Origin of the sequence: Chryseobacterium sp. CCNWLW53 (genome assembly GCF_037083525.1) — a bacterium.
GTDB lineage: Bacteria > Bacteroidota > Bacteroidia > Flavobacteriales > Weeksellaceae > Chryseobacterium > Chryseobacterium lathyri.
In genome coordinates this window covers 618455-638033 of sequence record NZ_JBAOJR010000003.1, presented here as the reverse complement: position 1 = coordinate 638033, position 19579 = coordinate 618455, and the positions used below count along the sequence as shown (strand labels likewise).

General features: G+C 31.9%; 21 protein-coding genes. 3 read left to right on the top strand and 18 right to left on the bottom strand.

Annotated features, from left to right (window positions below; all coding sequences use genetic code 11):
- The first annotated feature begins 82 nt into the window (after nucleotides 1–82).
- From V6R96_RS12005 to V6R96_RS11995, 3 genes are all read left to right on the top strand, one after another.
- A complete protein-coding gene (locus tag V6R96_RS12005) occupies nucleotides 83–1627 on the top strand; it encodes a bifunctional response regulator/alkaline phosphatase family protein (protein WP_111956614.1) in 1545 nt (514 codons plus the stop codon).
- 120 nt (nucleotides 1628–1747) lie between these two features.
- Entirely contained in the window at nucleotides 1748–2029 is a 282-nt protein-coding gene (locus V6R96_RS12000) for a YciI family protein (protein ID WP_336378825.1), read from the top strand.
- Nucleotides 2030–2035: 6 nt separating this feature from the next.
- Nucleotides 2036–2800: an exodeoxyribonuclease III gene (locus V6R96_RS11995; RefSeq protein WP_111956612.1), complete on the top strand. Its 765-nt coding sequence runs from the start codon at nucleotides 2036–2038 to the stop codon at nucleotides 2798–2800.
- Nucleotides 2801–2860: 60 nt separating this feature from the next.
- Here the strand turns inward: V6R96_RS11995 and V6R96_RS11990 are convergent, their stop codons facing one another.
- The 18 genes from V6R96_RS11990 to V6R96_RS11905 all read right to left on the bottom strand — a co-directional run bounded on the left by V6R96_RS11990 (nucleotide 2861) and on the right by V6R96_RS11905 (nucleotide 19579).
- A complete protein-coding gene (locus V6R96_RS11990; protein WP_048502358.1) occupies nucleotides 2861–3232 on the bottom strand; it encodes a septal ring lytic transglycosylase RlpA family protein in 372 nt (123 codons plus the stop codon).
- 603 nt (nucleotides 3233–3835) lie between these two features.
- Nucleotides 3836–4537 carry a hypothetical protein gene (locus tag V6R96_RS11985; RefSeq protein ID WP_111956610.1) on the bottom strand — a complete coding sequence of 234 codons (702 nt, stop codon included), beginning with the start codon at nucleotides 4535–4537 and terminating at the stop codon, nucleotides 3836–3838.
- Between the two features lie 24 nt (nucleotides 4538–4561).
- Nucleotides 4562–5215: a hypothetical protein gene (locus V6R96_RS11980; RefSeq protein ID WP_146897089.1), complete on the bottom strand. Its 654-nt coding sequence runs from the start codon at nucleotides 5213–5215 to the stop codon at nucleotides 4562–4564.
- A 377-nt stretch (nucleotides 5216–5592) separates the two neighbouring features.
- Nucleotides 5593–6894 carry a 30S ribosomal protein S12 methylthiotransferase RimO gene (gene rimO, locus V6R96_RS11975; protein ID WP_111956606.1) on the bottom strand — a complete coding sequence of 434 codons (1302 nt, stop codon included), beginning with the start codon at nucleotides 6892–6894 and terminating at the stop codon, nucleotides 5593–5595.
- 99 nt (nucleotides 6895–6993) lie between these two features.
- Nucleotides 6994–7539, bottom strand: a complete 546-nt coding sequence (gene rfbC / locus V6R96_RS11970) for a dTDP-4-dehydrorhamnose 3,5-epimerase (RefSeq protein ID WP_336378826.1) — start codon at nucleotides 7537–7539, stop codon at nucleotides 6994–6996.
- 9 nt (nucleotides 7540–7548) lie between these two features.
- A complete protein-coding gene (locus V6R96_RS11965) occupies nucleotides 7549–8514 on the bottom strand; it encodes a glycosyltransferase family 4 protein (protein ID WP_336378827.1) in 966 nt (321 codons plus the stop codon).
- Nucleotides 8511–9407, bottom strand: a complete 897-nt coding sequence (locus tag V6R96_RS11960) for an NAD-dependent epimerase/dehydratase family protein (protein WP_336378828.1) — start codon at nucleotides 9405–9407, stop codon at nucleotides 8511–8513. Before V6R96_RS11960 ends, V6R96_RS11965 begins: the two co-directional genes overlap by 4 nt.
- A gap of 2 nt (nucleotides 9408–9409) precedes the next feature.
- On the bottom strand, nucleotides 9410–10558 hold the full coding sequence (locus V6R96_RS11955; RefSeq protein WP_336378829.1) for a glycosyltransferase family 4 protein: 1149 nt from the start codon (nucleotides 10556–10558) through the stop codon (nucleotides 9410–9412).
- Entirely contained in the window at nucleotides 10551–11636 is a 1086-nt protein-coding gene (locus V6R96_RS11950) for a glycosyltransferase (RefSeq protein WP_336378830.1), read from the bottom strand. The genes V6R96_RS11955 and V6R96_RS11950 overlap by 8 nt, the downstream gene beginning before the upstream one ends.
- The gene (locus V6R96_RS11945) at nucleotides 11633–12880 is read right to left on the bottom strand and encodes a right-handed parallel beta-helix repeat-containing protein (RefSeq protein WP_336378831.1); all 1248 of its coding nucleotides are present in this window, start codon (nucleotides 12878–12880) and stop codon (nucleotides 11633–11635) included. Before V6R96_RS11945 ends, V6R96_RS11950 begins: the two co-directional genes overlap by 4 nt.
- A 12-nt stretch (nucleotides 12881–12892) precedes the next feature.
- Nucleotides 12893–13789: a glycosyltransferase family 2 protein gene (locus V6R96_RS11940; protein ID WP_336378832.1), complete on the bottom strand. Its 897-nt coding sequence runs from the start codon at nucleotides 13787–13789 to the stop codon at nucleotides 12893–12895.
- Nucleotides 13786–14862, bottom strand: coding sequence for an EpsG family protein (locus tag V6R96_RS11935; protein WP_336378833.1), 1077 nt, complete (start codon nucleotides 14860–14862; stop codon nucleotides 13786–13788). Before V6R96_RS11935 ends, V6R96_RS11940 begins: the two co-directional genes overlap by 4 nt.
- Nucleotides 14863–14873: 11 nt before the next feature.
- Nucleotides 14874–15935: a glycosyltransferase family 4 protein gene (locus V6R96_RS11930; RefSeq protein WP_336378834.1), complete on the bottom strand. Its 1062-nt coding sequence runs from the start codon at nucleotides 15933–15935 to the stop codon at nucleotides 14874–14876.
- Nucleotides 15932–17212 carry an O-antigen translocase gene (locus V6R96_RS11925; protein ID WP_336378835.1) on the bottom strand — a complete coding sequence of 427 codons (1281 nt, stop codon included), beginning with the start codon at nucleotides 17210–17212 and terminating at the stop codon, nucleotides 15932–15934. The genes V6R96_RS11930 and V6R96_RS11925 overlap by 4 nt, the downstream gene beginning before the upstream one ends.
- Nucleotides 17209–18312, bottom strand: a complete 1104-nt coding sequence (locus tag V6R96_RS11920) for a DegT/DnrJ/EryC1/StrS family aminotransferase (protein WP_336378836.1) — start codon at nucleotides 18310–18312, stop codon at nucleotides 17209–17211. The genes V6R96_RS11925 and V6R96_RS11920 overlap by 4 nt, the downstream gene beginning before the upstream one ends.
- Complete coding sequence (locus V6R96_RS11915; protein WP_336378837.1) at nucleotides 18312–18773, bottom strand: acyltransferase; 462 nt, start codon at nucleotides 18771–18773, stop codon at nucleotides 18312–18314. Before V6R96_RS11915 ends, V6R96_RS11920 begins: the two co-directional genes overlap by 1 nt.
- A complete protein-coding gene (locus V6R96_RS11910; protein WP_336378838.1) occupies nucleotides 18766–19185 on the bottom strand; it encodes an FdtA/QdtA family cupin domain-containing protein in 420 nt (139 codons plus the stop codon). Before V6R96_RS11910 ends, V6R96_RS11915 begins: the two co-directional genes overlap by 8 nt.
- Entirely contained in the window at nucleotides 19175–19579 is a 405-nt protein-coding gene (locus V6R96_RS11905) for an FdtA/QdtA family cupin domain-containing protein (protein ID WP_336378839.1), read from the bottom strand. The genes V6R96_RS11910 and V6R96_RS11905 overlap by 11 nt, the downstream gene beginning before the upstream one ends.

Sequence of the window (19579 nt, the reverse complement as noted above, 5' to 3'; positions counted from 1 at the left end):
AACTTTTGTTGTCTCTAATTTGTGAGAATTTAAAAGGGATTGGTCAACATTTTGATGCTATAACCATGTAAAAAAATAAATTATGTCGGAAAAGATATTATGGATAGATGATGAAATAGATTTACTCAAGCCCCATATCGTATTTTTAGAAAAAAAAGGTTACCAGGTAACCCCTGTTAACAACGTGAATGAAGCTCTGGAGCTAATGGATTCGGAGAAATTCGCATTAACGCTTATTGATGAAAATATGCCCGGCATTTCGGGATTGGAAGCCATTCCCATGATTAAGGAAAAAGATAATTCTTTAAAGATTGTGATGGTAACAAAAAGTGAGGAGGAACATATCATGGAAGAAGCCATCGGATCTCAGATTGCTGATTACATACTAAAGCCGGTAAACCCTAACCAGATTTTATTGTCGTTAAAAAAGAATCTTCAGGAGGATAATCTTGTAGAGCAGAAAACAATTCTCCAGTACCAGCAGGAATTCAGAAACCTGTCTATGGAACTTTCTTATATCAGAACTTACCAGGAATGGGCAGAATATTATAAGAAGATCCTGAGCTGGGAGATTAAATTTGATAAGGTAGCGGATAATGAGTTCTCCGATCTTCTGCAATCACAGAAAGAGGAAGCCAATATCCAGTTTGCCAAATTCATTGAAAAAAATTACGAAAGTTGGCTTACGGATCCTGATAAGCCATTAATGAGCCATACTCTTTTTAAAGAAAAAGTAAAGCCCGAGGTAGAGAAAGAAAAGGTTCTTCTTCTTATGGTGGATAATCTCCGCTTTGACCAGTGGAGGGTTATTGAACCATTATTCACAAAATATTACAATAAAATATCGGAAGATTATTATTACAGTATTCTTCCTACGGCCACTCAGTATGCTAGAAACTCTTTCTTTGCCGGACTGATGCCTTCTGAAATTGAGAAGCGTTTTCCGGATAAATGGTTCAATGATAATGAAGAGGGAAATAAGAATGAGTTTGAGCGCGATTTCCTGGAAGACCAAATGAAAAGAATTGGTTTAGGGTCTAAATCTATGAAGTATCTTAAAGTTTTGAATGCAGATTTTGAGCGAAAGATTTATGATGATTTCAACCAGCATAAAAATAATGACCTTCTGGTAATTGTTTACAACTTTATTGATATTCTTTCTCACGCTAAAACAGATAATCATATTGTAGACCAGCTAATCAGGGACGATAAAACATTCAGATCCCTTACGCTTAACTGGTTTGAGAATTCATCATTGCTGAAGATTATTAAAGCGGCTGCAGAAAGTGGATACAAACTTGTGATCACTACAGACCACGGAACGGTATACGTTAAAAAACCTAGTAAAGTAGTTGGAGACCGTGAAACATCAACCAATATCCGTTATAAAACCGGAAAGAGTTTAACCTATGACGACAGTGATGTATGGGCCGTTACCAACCCTGAAAAACTGTTTCTGCCAAAAGGGAATTTAAGTTCGAAATATATTTTTGCAAAAAACAATATTTTCCTGGCTTATCCGAAGAATTACAATCACTTTGTGAATTACTATAAAGAGACATACCAACACGGAGGAATTTCATTGGAAGAGTGTATTATTCCTATCAGCATTTTAGAACCCAAGTAGTTTTTTTCATAGTTTATTTAAATTTTGGGTTTAAGGCGGCAAAAATCGAATGATTTTTGCCGCCTCTTTTTATAACCACTTTTAATAATCTTAAAGAGTTCATATCTTAGCAAAAAAACAATGTTTATTATCTCGCTGACCTACAAAAGTGACCTGGAAAATGTGGAACCGTTGATCCCGGAACACAATAACTTTCTTGAAAAACATTACGCCTCCGGAAACTTTATTGCTTCCGGAAGGAAAGAACCGAGAACGGGAGGAATTATTCTTGCCAATGCTGGTTCTAAATATGAAATTGAAGACATCATTAAAGAAGATCCTTTTTATATTCATCAGGTAGCAGATTATGATATCACTGAATTTATTCCATCAAAATATAACGAACATTTTAAATTTCATTAAAAACTCATGAGGTTAATCACATATAACGTTAACGGAATCAGGGCTGCCTTTACTAAGGATTTTTTGGGATGGCTGAAAACTGCTGATCCGGATATTGTCTGTATTCAGGAAAGTAAAGCAGGAAACGATCAGATAGACATTGAAAGTCTCGAAAAAGTTGGTTATCACAGCTATTGGCATTCTGCCGTAAGAAAAGGCTACAGCGGCGTCGGAATTGCGTCTAAAATCAAACCTAATCATATTGAATATGGATGTGGTATCGAAAGCTATGATAATGAAGGCAGGATCATCCGTGCAGATTTTGACGGATACTCTGTCATTTCAGTGTATGTTCCGTCTGCCAGCAATATCGAAAGGCTGGATTTCAAAATGCAGTTCTGCCATGACTTCCTGGCTTATATAAAGGAGTTGAGAAAAACGATTCCTAACCTTATTATTTCCGGCGATTTCAATATATGCCATCAGGCTATTGATATTCATGATCCGGTCCGTTTAAAGAATGTTTCTGGCTTTCTGCCAATGGAAAGAGAATGGATGACCAGCTTTATTGAGGAATGTGAACTGATCGACAGTTTCCGTTTTTTCAATAATGAGCCTGACAATTATACGTGGTGGAGCTACAGACAGAATTCCCGGGCGAAGAACAAAGGCTGGAGACTGGATTATAATTTCGCAACCTATACTTTGAAAGATAAGCTCTCACGAGCAGTAATTTTAAAAGAAGCTGTACATTCTGATCACTGCCCAGCTTTATTGGAATTTAATGTATAGAAAGACTAAAAATAAAAAGCCAGCTGAATCAGCTGGCTTTTATAAATTTAAATCATAAATTTAGTCGACAATTTCATATTCAACAGGAATGGTACCACGATTGGTATCCCCGATTTCATCGAACGCAGCTTTAGAAATATCTAATGCTCTTGATGCATGGAAAGGTCCTCTATCATTGATCTTCACTATCACCTGTTTTCCATTGTTCAGATTGGTAACTCTAATATTAGTCCCAAACGGAAGCGTTCTGTTTGCAGCAGTGAACTTTGAGTTACTAAAGATCTCTCCGCTTGCTGTTTTTCTACCATTAAACTTATCGTGGTAGTACGATGCATAACTTGTTTTCTTCGCATCTAAGGTATTACCTGTAAAAGAATAAACACCTAAGGTTGAAATCATCATTATGATTACGAGAATGAATCTTTTCATCATCTTGAATTTTATTGGTTTTGACGGAGCAAAAGTATAAGGAATGTTGTAAAGTCCCTACTCTATATGTTAAAAACCGTTAATGAAAACAAAATTATATGTTAACAAGAGCTGTAAGTCCCTATTATCAGGGGTTTTAGGTAGTACTGTTAAAAAACGTTAAAAAAATAACCTAAAAGTTAATATAATTAACTTATTGTCAAAAAAATTCAAAATATGAACTAATTAAATGATTGATAATCAATGTTTTATATATTCAATGAAAATTTAAAATATAAGTACAGCTCACTTAAAAAAACAAAAATTTTATGATATCAAATGGACAAAAGCGTTTAATAGAAGTCAATAAGAGCATAGCATATATCACTCTATATTTATTTTAACAAAGGTTTTAACAGTAGAATGGATTAAACATCAATTCTATGTTTAAAAATTATAATTATTAAAATCCTCATTTTAAACATTCTTCTTCATTATATTCAAATTAGGTACCAAATAAGATTTTGAATATTAAGGATTCTTATTATTAATAAGCTTCATCATATTAAAACAAAAAACCAATGATTTCTCATTGGTTTTAATTTATATTTAGATATAAGTATTATCTTATTTTAAATATTCTATTACATAGTCATATGTTCCAGAAGGATAAACCACTGACATACTTGGCGAACCTGTAATTGCATTTCCTGCAGTAGTTGCAATTGTATAAGAGTATAAACTTCTGTCATATACAGTGTTTGTACCCGCTTTATAAATAGTAATACCATATAAAGCAGTCATACCCGTCGGCGCTGGGATATTTACAGCTGTTGAACTTCCTGTTGCGTTAAATGTCCCTTTAATAGCGTAAACTTGCTTATTTGCTACTAATGTATTTGTAGCTGTTTCAGCAGCGGTTACGTCAAATTTAGCGTTACCTCCTCCTATTGGTAGCCATCTACCTCCAGTAACATCAGTACTTTTATTAGGGTTATCAAAATAATAGAAACCACGGCTTACTGGTGTAGAAACAACACCATCATTTGTAAGCGTGTTACCAACACCAATATTAAAAACTATCATGCCATCATAAGCAGAAGGGAAGTTAATACCATCTAAACTAGCTACTTTAAATGTAAAAGCTGTTAGATCTGTTGTAGGAAACAATAGACCTTTACCGTCATTTACTGCAGCATTGTTATTTGTAGAGGCATCTAAGAAAATGTTTTCATTAGGGAAAGTGTTTGCAATTACACCGTTAGATAAAGCCTGTGCACTGGCCAATGTACCTAGTGATACAAACAGTGCTAATATGATTTTTTTCATCTGTTTAAAATTTAATGATTGTTATTATCTACCTGAAAGAATACCCCAGTTATTTACACCAGCATTACTCACTACAATAAAGCAGAAAGATCCACCTGAAGTTACCGTTGATGGTATGCTATTCATTCCTCTAGTGATACCTGGAACCGCTGCAGGATCCCAACCCACGTTACCTGGGCCATTCGCAGATACACATCTTACCGAGTTTAATGGCAGTGACGTGGCTGCAGGCAATAATAGCTGGCTAGTTCCTCCCATAGCAGTAGTAACGACAGAATAATCATCCGATGCCCATGTAATAGGAGCATTTAAAGAGTGAAGTCTACCTTTCTGAATCTGGAAGTTTGGAGGTGTTGAACCACCACCACCTACAGCAACCCAAACAGAATTTGGAGCATCATAGTAATAGAAGCCAATTCCAATTACATTTACTGTCTTACCAGCTGCACTACCATCTAAAGTGGTAACAAATGTAAGGGCACCATTCTGAGCAGCCGTATATGCTGCGTCTTTAGCTGCTAACTGAGCTCTTGACAAACGAGGGACTAGCAAAGCATCAGGTCTAGCATTGTCAGTAGTATTAGCTACTACGTCTAGTGTTGCGGCTGGTGTAGTTGTGTTAATACCTACACGACCCGTTGTCTGAGCCTTGGAAACTGCCGAAAGGCCAACGAGCATTGTCGCTGTTAATAAAAATTTTTTCATAAGTTTTTAAAGATTTTAAATTACATTATTTTCCATCAATATTTGCAAATGGGACATGCATCCCAACTTGTGCTAAACATTAAAGTTTCTATTTAACATTATTAGATAGATAACTTATTGAAGCATTTGATTTTAAAACATTGCTTATTGCGCAAATTTAAGACATAATTTTCAAATTTATTCATTTTATATAAAAAAAATAAAAGAGTTTTACCAGGCAAAACACCAACTACCTGAAAATCAGCCTAATCATTAAATTAATAGCTACTTTAATTATGTTAAATTTTATTAATATTTTCAATTATCTGCGAAAACCATACAATTGTTATAATTACAACAGAACTAGATTGTTAAATCAATTCTCCATATAAGTCAAATTCTTCTGCAGAAGTAATTTTCACTTCAGCAAATTCTCCTATAGAAATGTAAGTTTCATCGGCCGAAACCAAAACAGTATTGTCTACGTCAGGTGAATCAAATTCTGTTCTTCCTATAAAATAATTGCCTTCTTTTCGATCAAATATACATCTGAAAGTTTTTCCGATCTTCTCCTGATTCTTCTCCCAAGAAATCTGTGATTGCAGCTCCATAATCTCTTCTACTCTTGCTTCTTTCACTTCCTGTGGAATATCATCCTCTAAGACATAAGCTCCTGTATTTTCTTCATGAGAATAGGTGAAGCAACCCAACCTGTCGAATTTTTGCTCTCTTACCCAGTCTTTCAATTCCTGGAATCTTTCTTCTGTTTCTCCCGGGTAACCTACAATCAAGGTAGTTCTAACAGCCATATCCGGAACCTTTTCTCTAAACTTAGCTAATAATGCATTTGTTTTTTCATGAGTTGTTCCACGTTTCATTGATTTCAACAGATCTGAATTGATATGCTGAAGAGGAATATCAATGTAATTGCAAACTTTAGGCTCTTCACGGATAATATCAAGAACATCTTCTGGGAAACCACTCGGAAAAGCATAATGAAGGCGGATCCACTCTATCCCCTCAACTTTTACAAGCTCTTTTAAAAGTTCTCCAAGCGCACGTTTTTTATAAAGGTCCAGACCATAATAAGTAAGGTCCTGCGCAATAAGAATAATCTCTTTTGTTCCTTTTTTTGCAAGCTTTTGAGTTTCCAAAACCAATTTTTCGATAGGCGTGGATATATGTCCGCCTCTCATTAAAGGAATCGCACAGAAAGAACAAGGTCGGTCACAACCTTCCGAGATCTTGAGGTACGCATAATGTTTGGGAGTTGTTGTCAGTCTTTCTCCTACTAATTCATGTTTATAATCTGCACCAAGATGCTTTAGGAGAATGGGCAAATCTCTTGTCCCGAAATACTGATCCACATCAGGAATTTCCTTAATAAGATCCGGTTTGTATCTTTCGGAAAGACAGCCTGTAACAAAAACTTTTTCGACTTCACCTCTGTTTTTTGCGTCTACATAATCAAGAATTGTATTAATTGATTCTTCCTTGGCATTATCAATAAATCCGCATGTATTAATTACTACAATATCTCCGCGGCCTTCGTGAACCACTTCCTTTCCATTTGCTTTCAGCTGACTCATTAATACTTCAGAATCATATACATTCTTGGAGCATCCAAGTGTAACCACATTGATTTTCTTCTTCCCTACAGATTTTGTGCGCATCGTTTTGATTTTGAGTGTGCAAAGATACAAAATATAAAAGAGTGAGGTGTAAAAAATAATAACCACTTTAGGAAAGTGGTTATCAATATATTATATTATTTAAAAATTTTTCTCGGAAAAATTAGGGAGCAATCTATCTTTTTCAGAAAGTATGATAGATTCGATTGGAAGCTTCCAATCAATATTCAAATCCGGATCGTTCCATATAACACTTCCTTCAGATTCTTTATTGTAAAAGTTATCACATTTATAAGAAAAAACAGCTGTTTCGCTTAAAACCGAAAACCCATGTCCGAATCCCCGGGGAACATAAAGCTGAAGCTTATTCTCCGGTGTAAGTTCAACCCCAAACCATTTTCCAAATGTTGGTGAATCTTCTCTCAAATCAACTGCTACATCAAAAACTCTTCCTTCCAGGCATGACACTAGTTTGGCCTGAGCATATTCTCCTTTCTGTAAATGGAGTCCCCTGAGCACACCATATGAAGATTTTGAAATGTTATCCTGAACAAAATGGCCATTCATTCCCGTTAATTCTTCAAATTTTTTTTCATTATACTTTTCAAAGAAGTATCCTCTATCATCTTCAAAAATTGTAGGCTCGATGATATAACAATCTTTTAAGAGTGTTTCTTTTATTTTCATCTTATGTTTCTATAAATTATATTCCTTTTTAAGTTTCCATTTTAGGCTCAGATATATTCCTCCAAGTGGAATAAATATAATCAAAATTATGAACCAAATAGGAAATTGTGAATAAATTAAAAATATATTGATTAATAACTGACAAACAGCATAAACTGAACTTATTATTAAATGTGAAACTTTTTTCTCATTGGCAAAAAGCTGATATAAATGTCTCCTGTGAGCTTCAAAAATATTTTCTTTTAACAATATCCTTTCTGTAATCGTAAGAACTACTTCCATTCCATAAATTGAAAGTAACAGGATATATTTGTATTCACCTGTTCTCATAATAAGGAGTGTGACAAGGCCTATTACCCAAAAGCCTATCCCCATACTTCCGACATCTCCTGCAAAACATTTTGCTTTTTTTCTAAAATTAAAAAACAAAAAAACCAAACATGCCAAAATCGGATATACGATAAAATTTTCATCTGTAAACTGAATAATATTCTTATTAATATATGCTAATGAACCTAAAGTTATAAGACTGTAAATCCCTGTCATTCCATTAATTCCATCCATAAAATTATAAGCATTCAAGGTTCCTATTATCATAACAAATAAAATAGGCCAAACCCAAAAAGACATTAGGTTAAAAGCTCCTGTAAAATACAAAAGCAGAATTACCGAAATTAAATGAACCGAAAGTCTGATTTTATTTGATAAGGTTTTAACATCATCAACAAAGCTAATGATACAAATTGCCAAAAGTCCTAATCCAAAGGACCAATAGTTTTGTACGGCTTCATTAAGGTTGAATAAACAAAAGATAACAAATGCTACAGGAAAAATAATCCCTCCTCCTCTTAATGTAATCTGAGTATGTGCACTTCTGTGATTGGGTTTGTCAATAATATTATATTTATCAGCTATTTTAAAATATAACAGTATTACAATAAATAAGATAATTATTATAATTATATATTCCATCATGTGTTTTTAAAGCTTTTTATTGTTTTAAAAAGTCCTTCTTCTGCAGAAACAGGAAGTTTTTTTATACACAAAGCATTTTTAATTTTTTCATTAGAAACCTGATAACTTTCCGTTAGCTTTTTCAATCTTTCAGAATTTAAAGGCAACTTTAATATATCACCTAATTTTGCTGCTGCAGTAATCATTCCGGAAGGCAACCTCCACAGTTTGCTTTTTCTGCCTGAAGCCTTTCCTATAATTTCTATCAAATCATTTGTAGAAATACTTTCATCGTCTGCAAAATTATAAATTCCTGACTGAATATTTTTATCTTTAAGTATTTGCAATATCAAGAAATTGAGATTATCAATACTTAGAAAAGAGCGTTCGTTTTCAAATGCTGCCAACAGCCACGGAATTCCTTTCTCCACTACTTTATATAAAAGATTTAGGTTTCCCTTATTTCCCGGACCGTGAACCATACATGGACGAATGATGAATAACCTTTGACCTTCATGCAGATCTTTAGATAATAAATATTGTTCTGCTAAAAGTTTTGATTTTCCGTAAGGCGTCTGAGGATTAGATATGTGATCTTCATCTAAAATTCCTTCAACCGTATCTGCTGTTGCTTTTACACTACTGAAATAAATAAAATCTTTGATATTTGAATTTAAAAATTCATCAAAAAGTTGAATTGTTAAATCTCTGTTTACCTTAAAATATTCTTCCTCAGCAGAAGTATTTGCAGTATCATGAGCTTTTCCCGCAAGATGGATTATTGCATCAGCATCAATATTAAAAACGTAACTGTTTCTAAGGGAAATCCCAGAAGCAACAAAATTTTGTTTTATCAAAAATTCTGAGAGATTCTTCCCAACAAATCCAGATATACCTGTAATAATTATTTTCATTTTTAGTAACCTAATCGTTCATGTATTATATCCCAAATTTTAGTTTCTTCAAAATTTCCTCTTACAAATTCTCTTCCTTTCAAACCGTGAATTATTTTCATCTCAGGATTTTGGATATAATATTCAATTTTTTTCGCAATATCTTGAGGATTATTTTTGATAAAAATACCAGTTTCATTTTCAACAATAGATTCTTCACAACCAGTTGCTTTAGAAATCAACACCGGTAATTTCATTGAGGAGGCTTCTAAGGAAACCGTAGGAAAACCTTCACGATAAGTAGGTAAAATGAATACATCCATCAAACTAAAATAGGGTGCAGCACTAAGGACAAAACCTGTATTAATAATATTTTTATCAGTTTCAATAATTATTTTTGATTCATTACTAATTGTATCCCTATCTTCAATTGGTCCTACTAAAAGTAATTTTAAGTTCTTGTGTTTTGTTCTTAATATTTCCCAAGATTCAATCAATTCATTAATTCCTTTATCTTTAACCAATCTCCCGACATACCCAATAACAAAATTATCTTCGGAAAGCTGTAAATTCTTTGTAATGTTAGGTAAGGTTGCTAACTCATTCTTTTCAGGATTAAATTTATTTTCGGTGTCTATGCCATTGCAAGTACCTAAACCTAAGACAATATTTTTAGATGGATTGTTTAATTTATCGCGTTCGCTTATTTTTTTGACAGAATTGCTTACACAAACAACTTTTTTCGCCAATGTGCCTGAAAGTCTGTCAATATTTTTGAGCAGAAATCTTTTGAGACCTTTACTTGTTTCATAAATAATCCCATGTCTAAAATATACTCTGTTATGGACTCCTGCAAAAAAAGCGGCAATCATGGCAACCATCCCACCTTTTGGGGTATGACCTATAACTGTATCAATATTATTATCTTTTATGAATTTATAAATCTTAAATATTGCTTTTAAATCAGTAATGGGACTAATGTGCCGCGTTACATTGACGGCAAATGGAGTATAATTTAGCGATTCACTGAGCTGAAAAAATTCATCAGAAGGGCTACAACCTAAGAAATATTGGTTTGATGTTTTTTCTTTGAGATAAGAAAACTGTTTTCCGAAAAAATGATTTATAACAAAAGAAACAGTTATGATATGTAGAACTTTTTTGTTATTCATTTATAAGATTTTTATAAAGACTATAGTGATTGGAGACCATTATTTGCACATCATAATTCTTAGAACGTTCAAGTGTATATTTTTGCATTTTTAAATAATGAATTTTATCAGTAATTAATTTTTCAATTTTTTTTGCCAAATCAACTTCATTCCCACTCTCAAATAACAAATCGGGGTTTCCTATTACCTCAGCTAATCCGGAAACATTTGATCCTATTATAGGTACTCCTGCTGCCATAGCCTCTACGGCAGCTAAACCAAATCCTTCCCAGTGAGAGCTTAATATTGCTATATCCGACATTTTTAATAATGAATAAACATCTTCTCGAATGCCTAAAAAATTAACTCGCTCTTGTAAATGAAGTGAATTCACCAAAATTTTTAATTGTTCTTTTCTTGCTCCTTCTCCAACCAAAATTAATTTGCAGTTTTCAGGTAATTTTTGCATAGTCTTAATAACTGTATCCTGATCTTTTTCATTTCTGAAAGCTGCAACCATTATTAACAGAACATCTGTCTGGTTATATCCAAAATTTAATTTATCATATTTAATAGCATTTTTAATTTTTTTAAGATTAACTCCATTTTCAATAACAAGTAGTTTTGAATGATCAATCTGAAGCTTCTCTATTAAAATGTTCTTAACTTGTGGGGTAATGCATATAATTTTAGAATAATATTTATCTATAAATTTTTCAGCAAATCTGAGTTTGGGATTATTTAGTCTTTTATTCCCCGTACTATGTTCAGTAAATAATAACTTAACCTTAGAAAAAGATAAAATTTTTGCTAAAACAACAAAATATTGAGCAGGAAACAAATGAACGTGAACCAAATCATATTTTTTCAAATAAGGTATCATTTTAAAGATATATTTGGGATTATAATAGGAATCTCCCAAACTAAAGATGTTTGTTATGCCTAACTTTTCGAGCTGATAATAGAATGGAGTTTTATTACCGTTCAGCAATAAAACATCTACTACAAAGCCACGCTCGACTAGTAAAGGAACTATTTCTACCAAATTTTTTTCAGCACCTCCTATGCTCAAACAGTCAATCACTTGAAGAATTCTCATCGTATATCAAAATTATTTTGGAGCTTGTTATTACTTAGCTTACTCTTACCATAATTAAATATTGAATAATTTTTACTCATGCTGGTGCTCTTGAAAGTATTTCTAAGTAATTCTACATTTTTTGACCTTATATTAAATACAGAATTGGAATTATAAGTATAATTATCGTCCACTATGAATTCATTATCCTGAAAAATAATCAAATTTTCTTTACTCTTTCCTGTTGTTATAATAAACACAAACGACCTGTCTCCATAACTTCCTTCTCCATAGGATTTAGTTAATTTAACATTTTTAAGAAGGTTTACATTTGAAATATTGTTGTTAGAAAATATTGTTGGTTTATAAGGTTTCTCAAAATTTTCTACTATAACAATGCCTAAATCTGAACCTTTGAAAATATTATTTTTAACAGAATGCCCACCATATGTACTCTCAATATGCAAAGGGCGATCATAACCTTCTACTACTTGATTATTTAAAACTTGGATATTTTCGGAAAAAAATTCCAATACTATTCCGCATCTGCCTAATTGATTTGTACGTAGAAGTTTGTTTTCTATATAATTATTTTTCACTATTCCGTCTGCAACATTTGCGAGATATATAGCATCACCATAATCATCAAATTTAGGGTTACTACCCCAAACATCTATTAGTTTACAATTTGTAATTTCCACAAATTTAAATCTAGAATTCAAAGGTAATTTGAGTGGATCCGTTGTTGTGATATGGATTCCTTGTCCATAAAAGTTTTCAATCTGAACATTGTCTATGTATACATTGCTCATATCAGTAATAATCAGAGCCGCCTTCCATTCTTTCTTGTTTATGTTTGGATGTTTGGGACTGTATGGCGTATTATTACCGATAATTTTAATGTGATTTAATTTAAATGTGCCTGTTGATGGATTTGTAAAAAAACCTCTAACATGAATGATATGTTCCTGAGAGGTAGAGTGAATTTCGGCAATTTTACCATTAATCATTTCACTACTGATTTCTAAAGATTTATTTGTATAATCTATAGCCAACTGCTTATTAACATTGTACACCCCAGATCCAAAAATTATCTTAGAATCTGAATATTTAACTGCTTCATTTATACATTTTTGAATAGCCTGAGTATCATCTTTATTATCATTATACACTGCACCAAAATCTCTTACGTGAAAGACTTTGACCGATGCGAAACCCAAAATTCCACAAAAAGACAATGCAAGAATCAAAATACCTTTTTTCATACAAAATTGTTATTAGATTGGTTTTCTCAATAATGTTTTCAACACTAAATTTTTAACACTTATCACTTTAAAAGAATTTTTGATTACTATTACAAGACGCTGAATAAGATTAACTTCCGTAAATCTCAAATAATCTTTAAAAAGCTTTCTTTTCTTTTCATCCATTATTAGTTTGTATGTTTCATAAAAACTTTTATTTGCATTGTAGTGCCTTTTTTCAATAATAGGATTATTGTAATTTAAGAAAGTTTTAAGTCTTAGGAAAAAAGAAGTTTCAATATTTCCCGTCACATTATTATCATGTTGACGATATAACATAAGCGGTTTGTCTATGTAAATCGTTTCCCCAAAAGTTACAGAAAGCATGGTAATAAAATGATCGTGCATATATACATAATCAGGAAAAATATTGTTAATTTTTTCTAACATCAATTTGTTTATCATAACACAGCAACCATGAATTCCACCGTTCAAGAAAATACTATCTTGAATATTATTTCTATGGAAAGTTATGAATTCAATCTGAATATTTACATTATTTTTATAGATGTAGCCATTTGAATAAATCATGGCGGGTGTCTTTTTATCTTTTATTCCATTATAGTGAAATTCTATTTTATTATGCAGCCAAATGTCATCCTGATCACAAAACATAACAAAATCGGATGTTGAAAAAGACAACAAATGCATAAAATTCTTGCCCGCATTTCCAAATTTTATGCCATCTTCAATTAGAATTATCCTCGGATCATTTCTTTGATACTCTTTAATGATATCTATCGTTTTGTCGATCGAACCATCATCATGTATTAACAGCCTCCAATCATAATAAGATTGATTCTTAAGTGAATCAATTTGTTCTTTTAAAAAATTCTCACCATTATATGTGGCTAAAAGGATATCAATCATTCGGAAAAAGATATTTCATATGGTCGTATAAGTTCAGGATTTATAATCCTTATTCCATAAATTAGATAAAAAACACTTAAACAAAAATATAATATGAAAAAATTTTCTTTTCTCTTAATATGTTTTCTTGCCATAAATAATAAAATTGATATTACTATAATGGAACACTGAAATAAAATAAAAGTAAATCTTTGAAAAATAGCAGATTGAACAAAAAGTAAATTGAGAGAGACACTAAAAGCCAAAATTCTAAAATAAAAGTTTTGACTCTCAGTAAATACTATTTTTTTTGAATATCTATCAAAAATATAATAAATTAAAATTAAAAAATAACCGAAAATAGATATTGCGTATCCTCCTCCTCCCTCTTCCTTCAAATATTCATCCATATGGGCATTACTGTAACCATAAATAAGAAGCAAAGGAAAAAAATTGACTAAACTACCTAAGATAAAGCAGGGAATAGGGAGCAGAATCAAAACCTTTTTATTTTTGAAATACTTCAAAAAGGGTAATGTAGGCAATAGGATCAGTGCTGAATTATGAAATAAAAATGCTAATAAAAAAAACACTAAGCTTCTCACATATTTTTTTTCAATAAAATTGTCAATACACCAAAAACAAAATGCTGCACAAAGACCATATCTTATCTGTGTAAAATCTCTGTATATGAGAAAAAATGATAAGTATGCCAATAATGAAATAAAAATAAAATTCGTCTTCTTAATAAAAAAACTATAATTGACCGCAGCAGTAGCAATTGCCATAACCATTAATACATTTCTAAAAGTACCTCCTAATTCTCCAATAAATTTGTTTAAGAAAGTATAACCCTTTTCGACGTACCCATATCCTCCCTCTATCAATTCGCTTATAGTAGATTTCGAATAAATATAAAACATACTTTCATACATTGGGCTATCATTGTCATTTCCTATTTTTCTAAAACTTATCAAAAAGACTACTATCAAACAGAATATACAATAAACAAAAAGTTTCGGACCTCGATAAGAAACGAAATCAAAAAAGCATAATAAAAATGCAACAAAAAGTATCAGGTAATATGTGTCCACTGCAGATTAGTTTAATTTTCAAAATAGCTTAGCATTTGTCTCGATACATTTGTCCAATCAAACTGTTTAATATCTTGATATGCAATTTCCGTTTTCTTTATGATATCTTCTTTACTACATTCTAAAAAACTAAGTATCATTTCTTCTATGGCATTCACATCTTCTATAGGGATTAGAAATGCATTAGAGTTTGATGAAGGGTAATATCCTGTGGTTATAACTGGAACTTTACATGCCATGGATTCTAGGATTGGGTAATGGATAGCATCCAACTGTATTGTCTGTGCACAAATATATACGTCCAAAGAATTATAAAAATTGGCTAGATTTTCATCTCCATCAGGCTGGCAAGTTATTATACCTTCAATATTTTCTAAATCTTTTGGGCCAAAAGCAACATTCAATTCAATATTCAAATTATATTTGTTTTTTAGGTTTTTGAAAGCCTCTATAATATAACCAGTTCCTTTGTGTTTTTCTTTTCTACCAATAGTACCTATAACAAGCTTTTCGCTCTTTTTATTTTTTATTTCTTGAAATATATTTAAATCCAGACCAGGTGGAACATATTTTTCAGCCTTAATTTCCTTATAATCAAAATACATTTTAGAATTTACAATCATATTTAGACCCAATCCATAAGACCGTTTACTAATATACTGAAGCACTCTATTCTTTAATGTAAGTGGTTTAAAAAAGTCTGGTTCATATGCCTGAATATAATAAAATTTTTGGGCACTATTAATACATTTTGCAACAGGTTGTGCAGTCAATGAATGATTGGCTAGAATTATATCACAAGTAATGTTATCCAACACATTTTTCAAAATCCTTCTTAATGAAAAGATGCCTAAAACAGGAGTGTTATACTGCATCTGATTTGTAGAAGACAAGTTGCCATTATTGTCATAATATAAAACTTCAGCCTGGGTAGGATAGTAGGGAATATCACTGCTTTTATGAGATAAAAACACGACTTTGTGCCCATCCTTTATAAAGTGGTTCGCCAATTGAGAAAGCACTCTAAAACCACCCGCTTTACCATACGCATATATAGGAATAATTATCTTCATGTAGTTTTAAATAGCTTATTTTTAAATATAAAAATCATTGCTCCAAAATATATAATATAATTGATACAATATGATTGAGTTGCTCCAACAACTCCGTTTTGATTAATGAAATAATAAGACAAAACAACCAACAAAACAGAAAACACTATTTCGGTTGTGATGTAGGTTTTTGTCATGGATTTTGCTACCATTACAAATGCCAACAACCAGCTCATAATTTTGAAAAAATCTCCAATCAACTGCCATAAAAATAGTCCTTTCATTGGATAAAATTCCTTTGTAAAAAGTATATTTATTACCATATCTTTTAAGAAATAAATGAGCAATAAAGTTATAAATATTACTGGAGTTATAATTTTATAGGTTTTAAGGATTTCTTGTCTCAACAGTTTGTCATCTTTTATCTCAGATAATTTTGGCAAATAATAAACACTAAAAGATGTCGTAACAAACATAAGATACATTGCAGAAATCCTGTTGACTCCTTCCCAAAAACCAGCTTCTGTTATCGAAAATTCTTTAATAATATAGCCTCTTATCAACAATTGTGATACAGGAACCGTCATCGCAGTTACAAGCGCCATCAAACTGAAAGAAAGGTATTTCTTAATGATAATCTCATCCCAACTACCCCATAATTCTTTCGAAAACCATTTTTTTTCTTTTAAATAAAAGAGAGTGATAAAAAAAATAATGCCTTGATAGGTAACTAAAGCTACTAAAGCTCCTTGCAAATCATAAAACCAAACTAATATAATTGTAAATAGTAAGCTAACAATATTTGTAAAGATATTAATTGTAACAAAGATCTTAAACTCTTTGAAACCATTAAGCACTGATAAGAAAAAATTGTTAAAAGATAATAAAACCAAACTCACCCCAAAAAGGATAAAGAGATAATAGTATTTTTTCTCAAACAAAATCCATTTACTAAGATATACGGAAAAAATGATTAAAAACAGTCCAGATATTAATGAAAAAAAAGTGGTTAATTTAAAACCATTTTTAAGGTATTTTTTTAGTTCTGGTTCATTCTCTTTATATTCTGAAACATATTTTACAATACCATTATTGATTCCACCAGCTCCTATTGTTGTAAATATTGCTGTAAAATTTTGCAACTGTCCTACTAATGCAACACCAGCAGGACCTATTACACTAGCTATAACTTTTACAGTAATGTAACTGGTAATCAATTTGATTAATGTAGAAAGCCCTGTAAATGAGAAAACTTTTACAAGATCACTTGTTAGTACTTTCTTTATTTTCGAAATCATTTAAACCGGTTAATAATAGAGATTACATCAGAAACTTCTTTCTCACTCATCACTGGCGAAATAGGCAAGCTCAAAACCTCATTATGTATTCTTTCCGTAATTGGAAATGACAGATCATTCCATTCCTTGTAAGCTTCTTGTTTATGAGGCGGAATAGGATAATGAATAAGAGTCTGAACACCATTCTCCACCAAATAATTTTGTAATTTCTCTCTGTCTTCAGTTCTAATGATGAATATATGCCAAACGTGTTCCGCCGTGTCAGCAGGATTTTCTGGCAAGAAGATCTTTGGATTTTTAATTTCTGTAATATATCTAGCTCCAATTTCTTTTCTGCGGTTGTTTTCAGCATCAATATAGTTCAGTTTAACATCTAAAACTGCAGCTTGTATTTCATCAAGTCTGGAATTTAAACCCTGATATACATTCACATATTTTTGATTGGAACCATAGTTAGCTAATGCTCTGATAATTTTCGCTAATGTTTCATCATTGGTTGTAATTCCTCCTGCATCGCCCAATGCTCCGAGATTTTTCCCTGGATAAAAACTAAAACCTGCTGCATCGCCTAAATTCCCGGTGCTTATATTTTTCCATTTGGCTCCGATTGCTTGAGCGTTGTCTTCGATGATTTTAAGTTGATATTTTTTGGCAATATCATTTAATTTTTCAGAAAAAACAACTTTTCCATAAAGATGAACAATTAAAATTCCTTTTGTTTTTGAAGTAATTTTATCTTCAATTTTATCTATGTCGATATTGTAATTATCCAATGTAGGTTCTACCAGAACAGGAACTAAGCCATTATCTGAAATTGCAAGAATGGAAGCAATGTAAGTATTTGCAGGAACGATAATTTCATCACCTTTCTGCATTACGCCCATCTCAATATAGCCACGAAGAATAAGGCGTAAGGCATCTAAACCGTTAGCAACACCAATTGCATGTTTTGAACCTATATAGTGGGAAAGATTTTTTTCAAAATTAGAAAGTTCACCACCCATAAGGTACCAACCTGATCTGAAAACTTCCAGAAGCTTTGCTTCTATTTCGTTTTGATACTGAAGATTGATCTTTTGTAAATCAAGAAATTTAATCATTATTCTATATTTTTAATCTTTTTAGCGGGATTACCTACCCATAATTCATTAGCTGGTACATCTTTAGTCACCACACTCCCTGCACCAATTAAAGCATTTGTTCCGATGGTAATTCCTCCCAAAATGGTAGCATTTGCGCCAATGCTCGCCCCCTGCTTAATAATTATCTGTTGAAATTCTTCAGGATATTTCTTAGATCGCGGATACCTATCATTGGTAAATGTTACATTAGGTCCAATAAATACGTTATCTTCTATTCGTAATCCATCCCAAATCTGTACTCCAGGTTTTATGGTTACATTATCACCTATAATTACATCATTTTCAATGAAAACATGACAATTGATATTGCAATTATTTCCAATGACTGCGTTTTTTAGAATAATACTAAATTGCCAAACGAATGTGTCTATCCCGATATTAGTTGTTTGAACATCAGATAAAGAATGAATTCTACTCATTGATATATTTTAAAAAATCTTGATAATTTCTAATATAGTCCTTTTCATTAAACGAATGGGAGGCTAATACTAAACAAATTGCACCCGAAGAAAAATTAATTTCTGAAGCCCATACTCCCGGAGGAATATGTAATCCTATATCAGGACGATTAAGAAAGACCTGTCTTTTGAATTTTCCATCATCTAATGAAACCTCAAAGCTCCCACCTGCCGCAATAAGAAATTGATGGCATTCTTTATGGGCATGTGCTCCACGGCTTTCACCACCAGCAATATCATACAGATAAAAAACTCTCTTTACATTAAAGGGAAATGATGAATCATTTTCAACAACTGTTAGATTCCCTTCTGCAAAATTGATTTTTCCTAAATCAATTACACTGCAATCAAATACTGAAACCTTACTTTTCATTGACTAATATTTTAAACTCTTCAAAATCTCTAACATAATCTTCATTATTATATAACTTGTCTGATACAATAAGGGCTAATGAATTAGTAGAAAAATTCTCTAATCTTCGCCAATACATTTTGGGAATATACAAACCATAGTAAGATCTGTTTAAAGAAAATCTTTCTTCTTTTATACCATCATGCAGTACTACGTCAAAGCTTCCTGAAAGTGCAATTATAAATTCCTGCTGTTCTTTGAACGCATGGCTTCCTCTTATTTCTCCTCCAGGCACATCATAGACCCAATAAGTTCTTAAAATCTCAAAGGGTAATTGATTAGGATATTCATAAAAAGACAAATTACCCCTGGGATCAACAATTTTAGGAAGTGTAATGAGAACCGGCTTATCCAT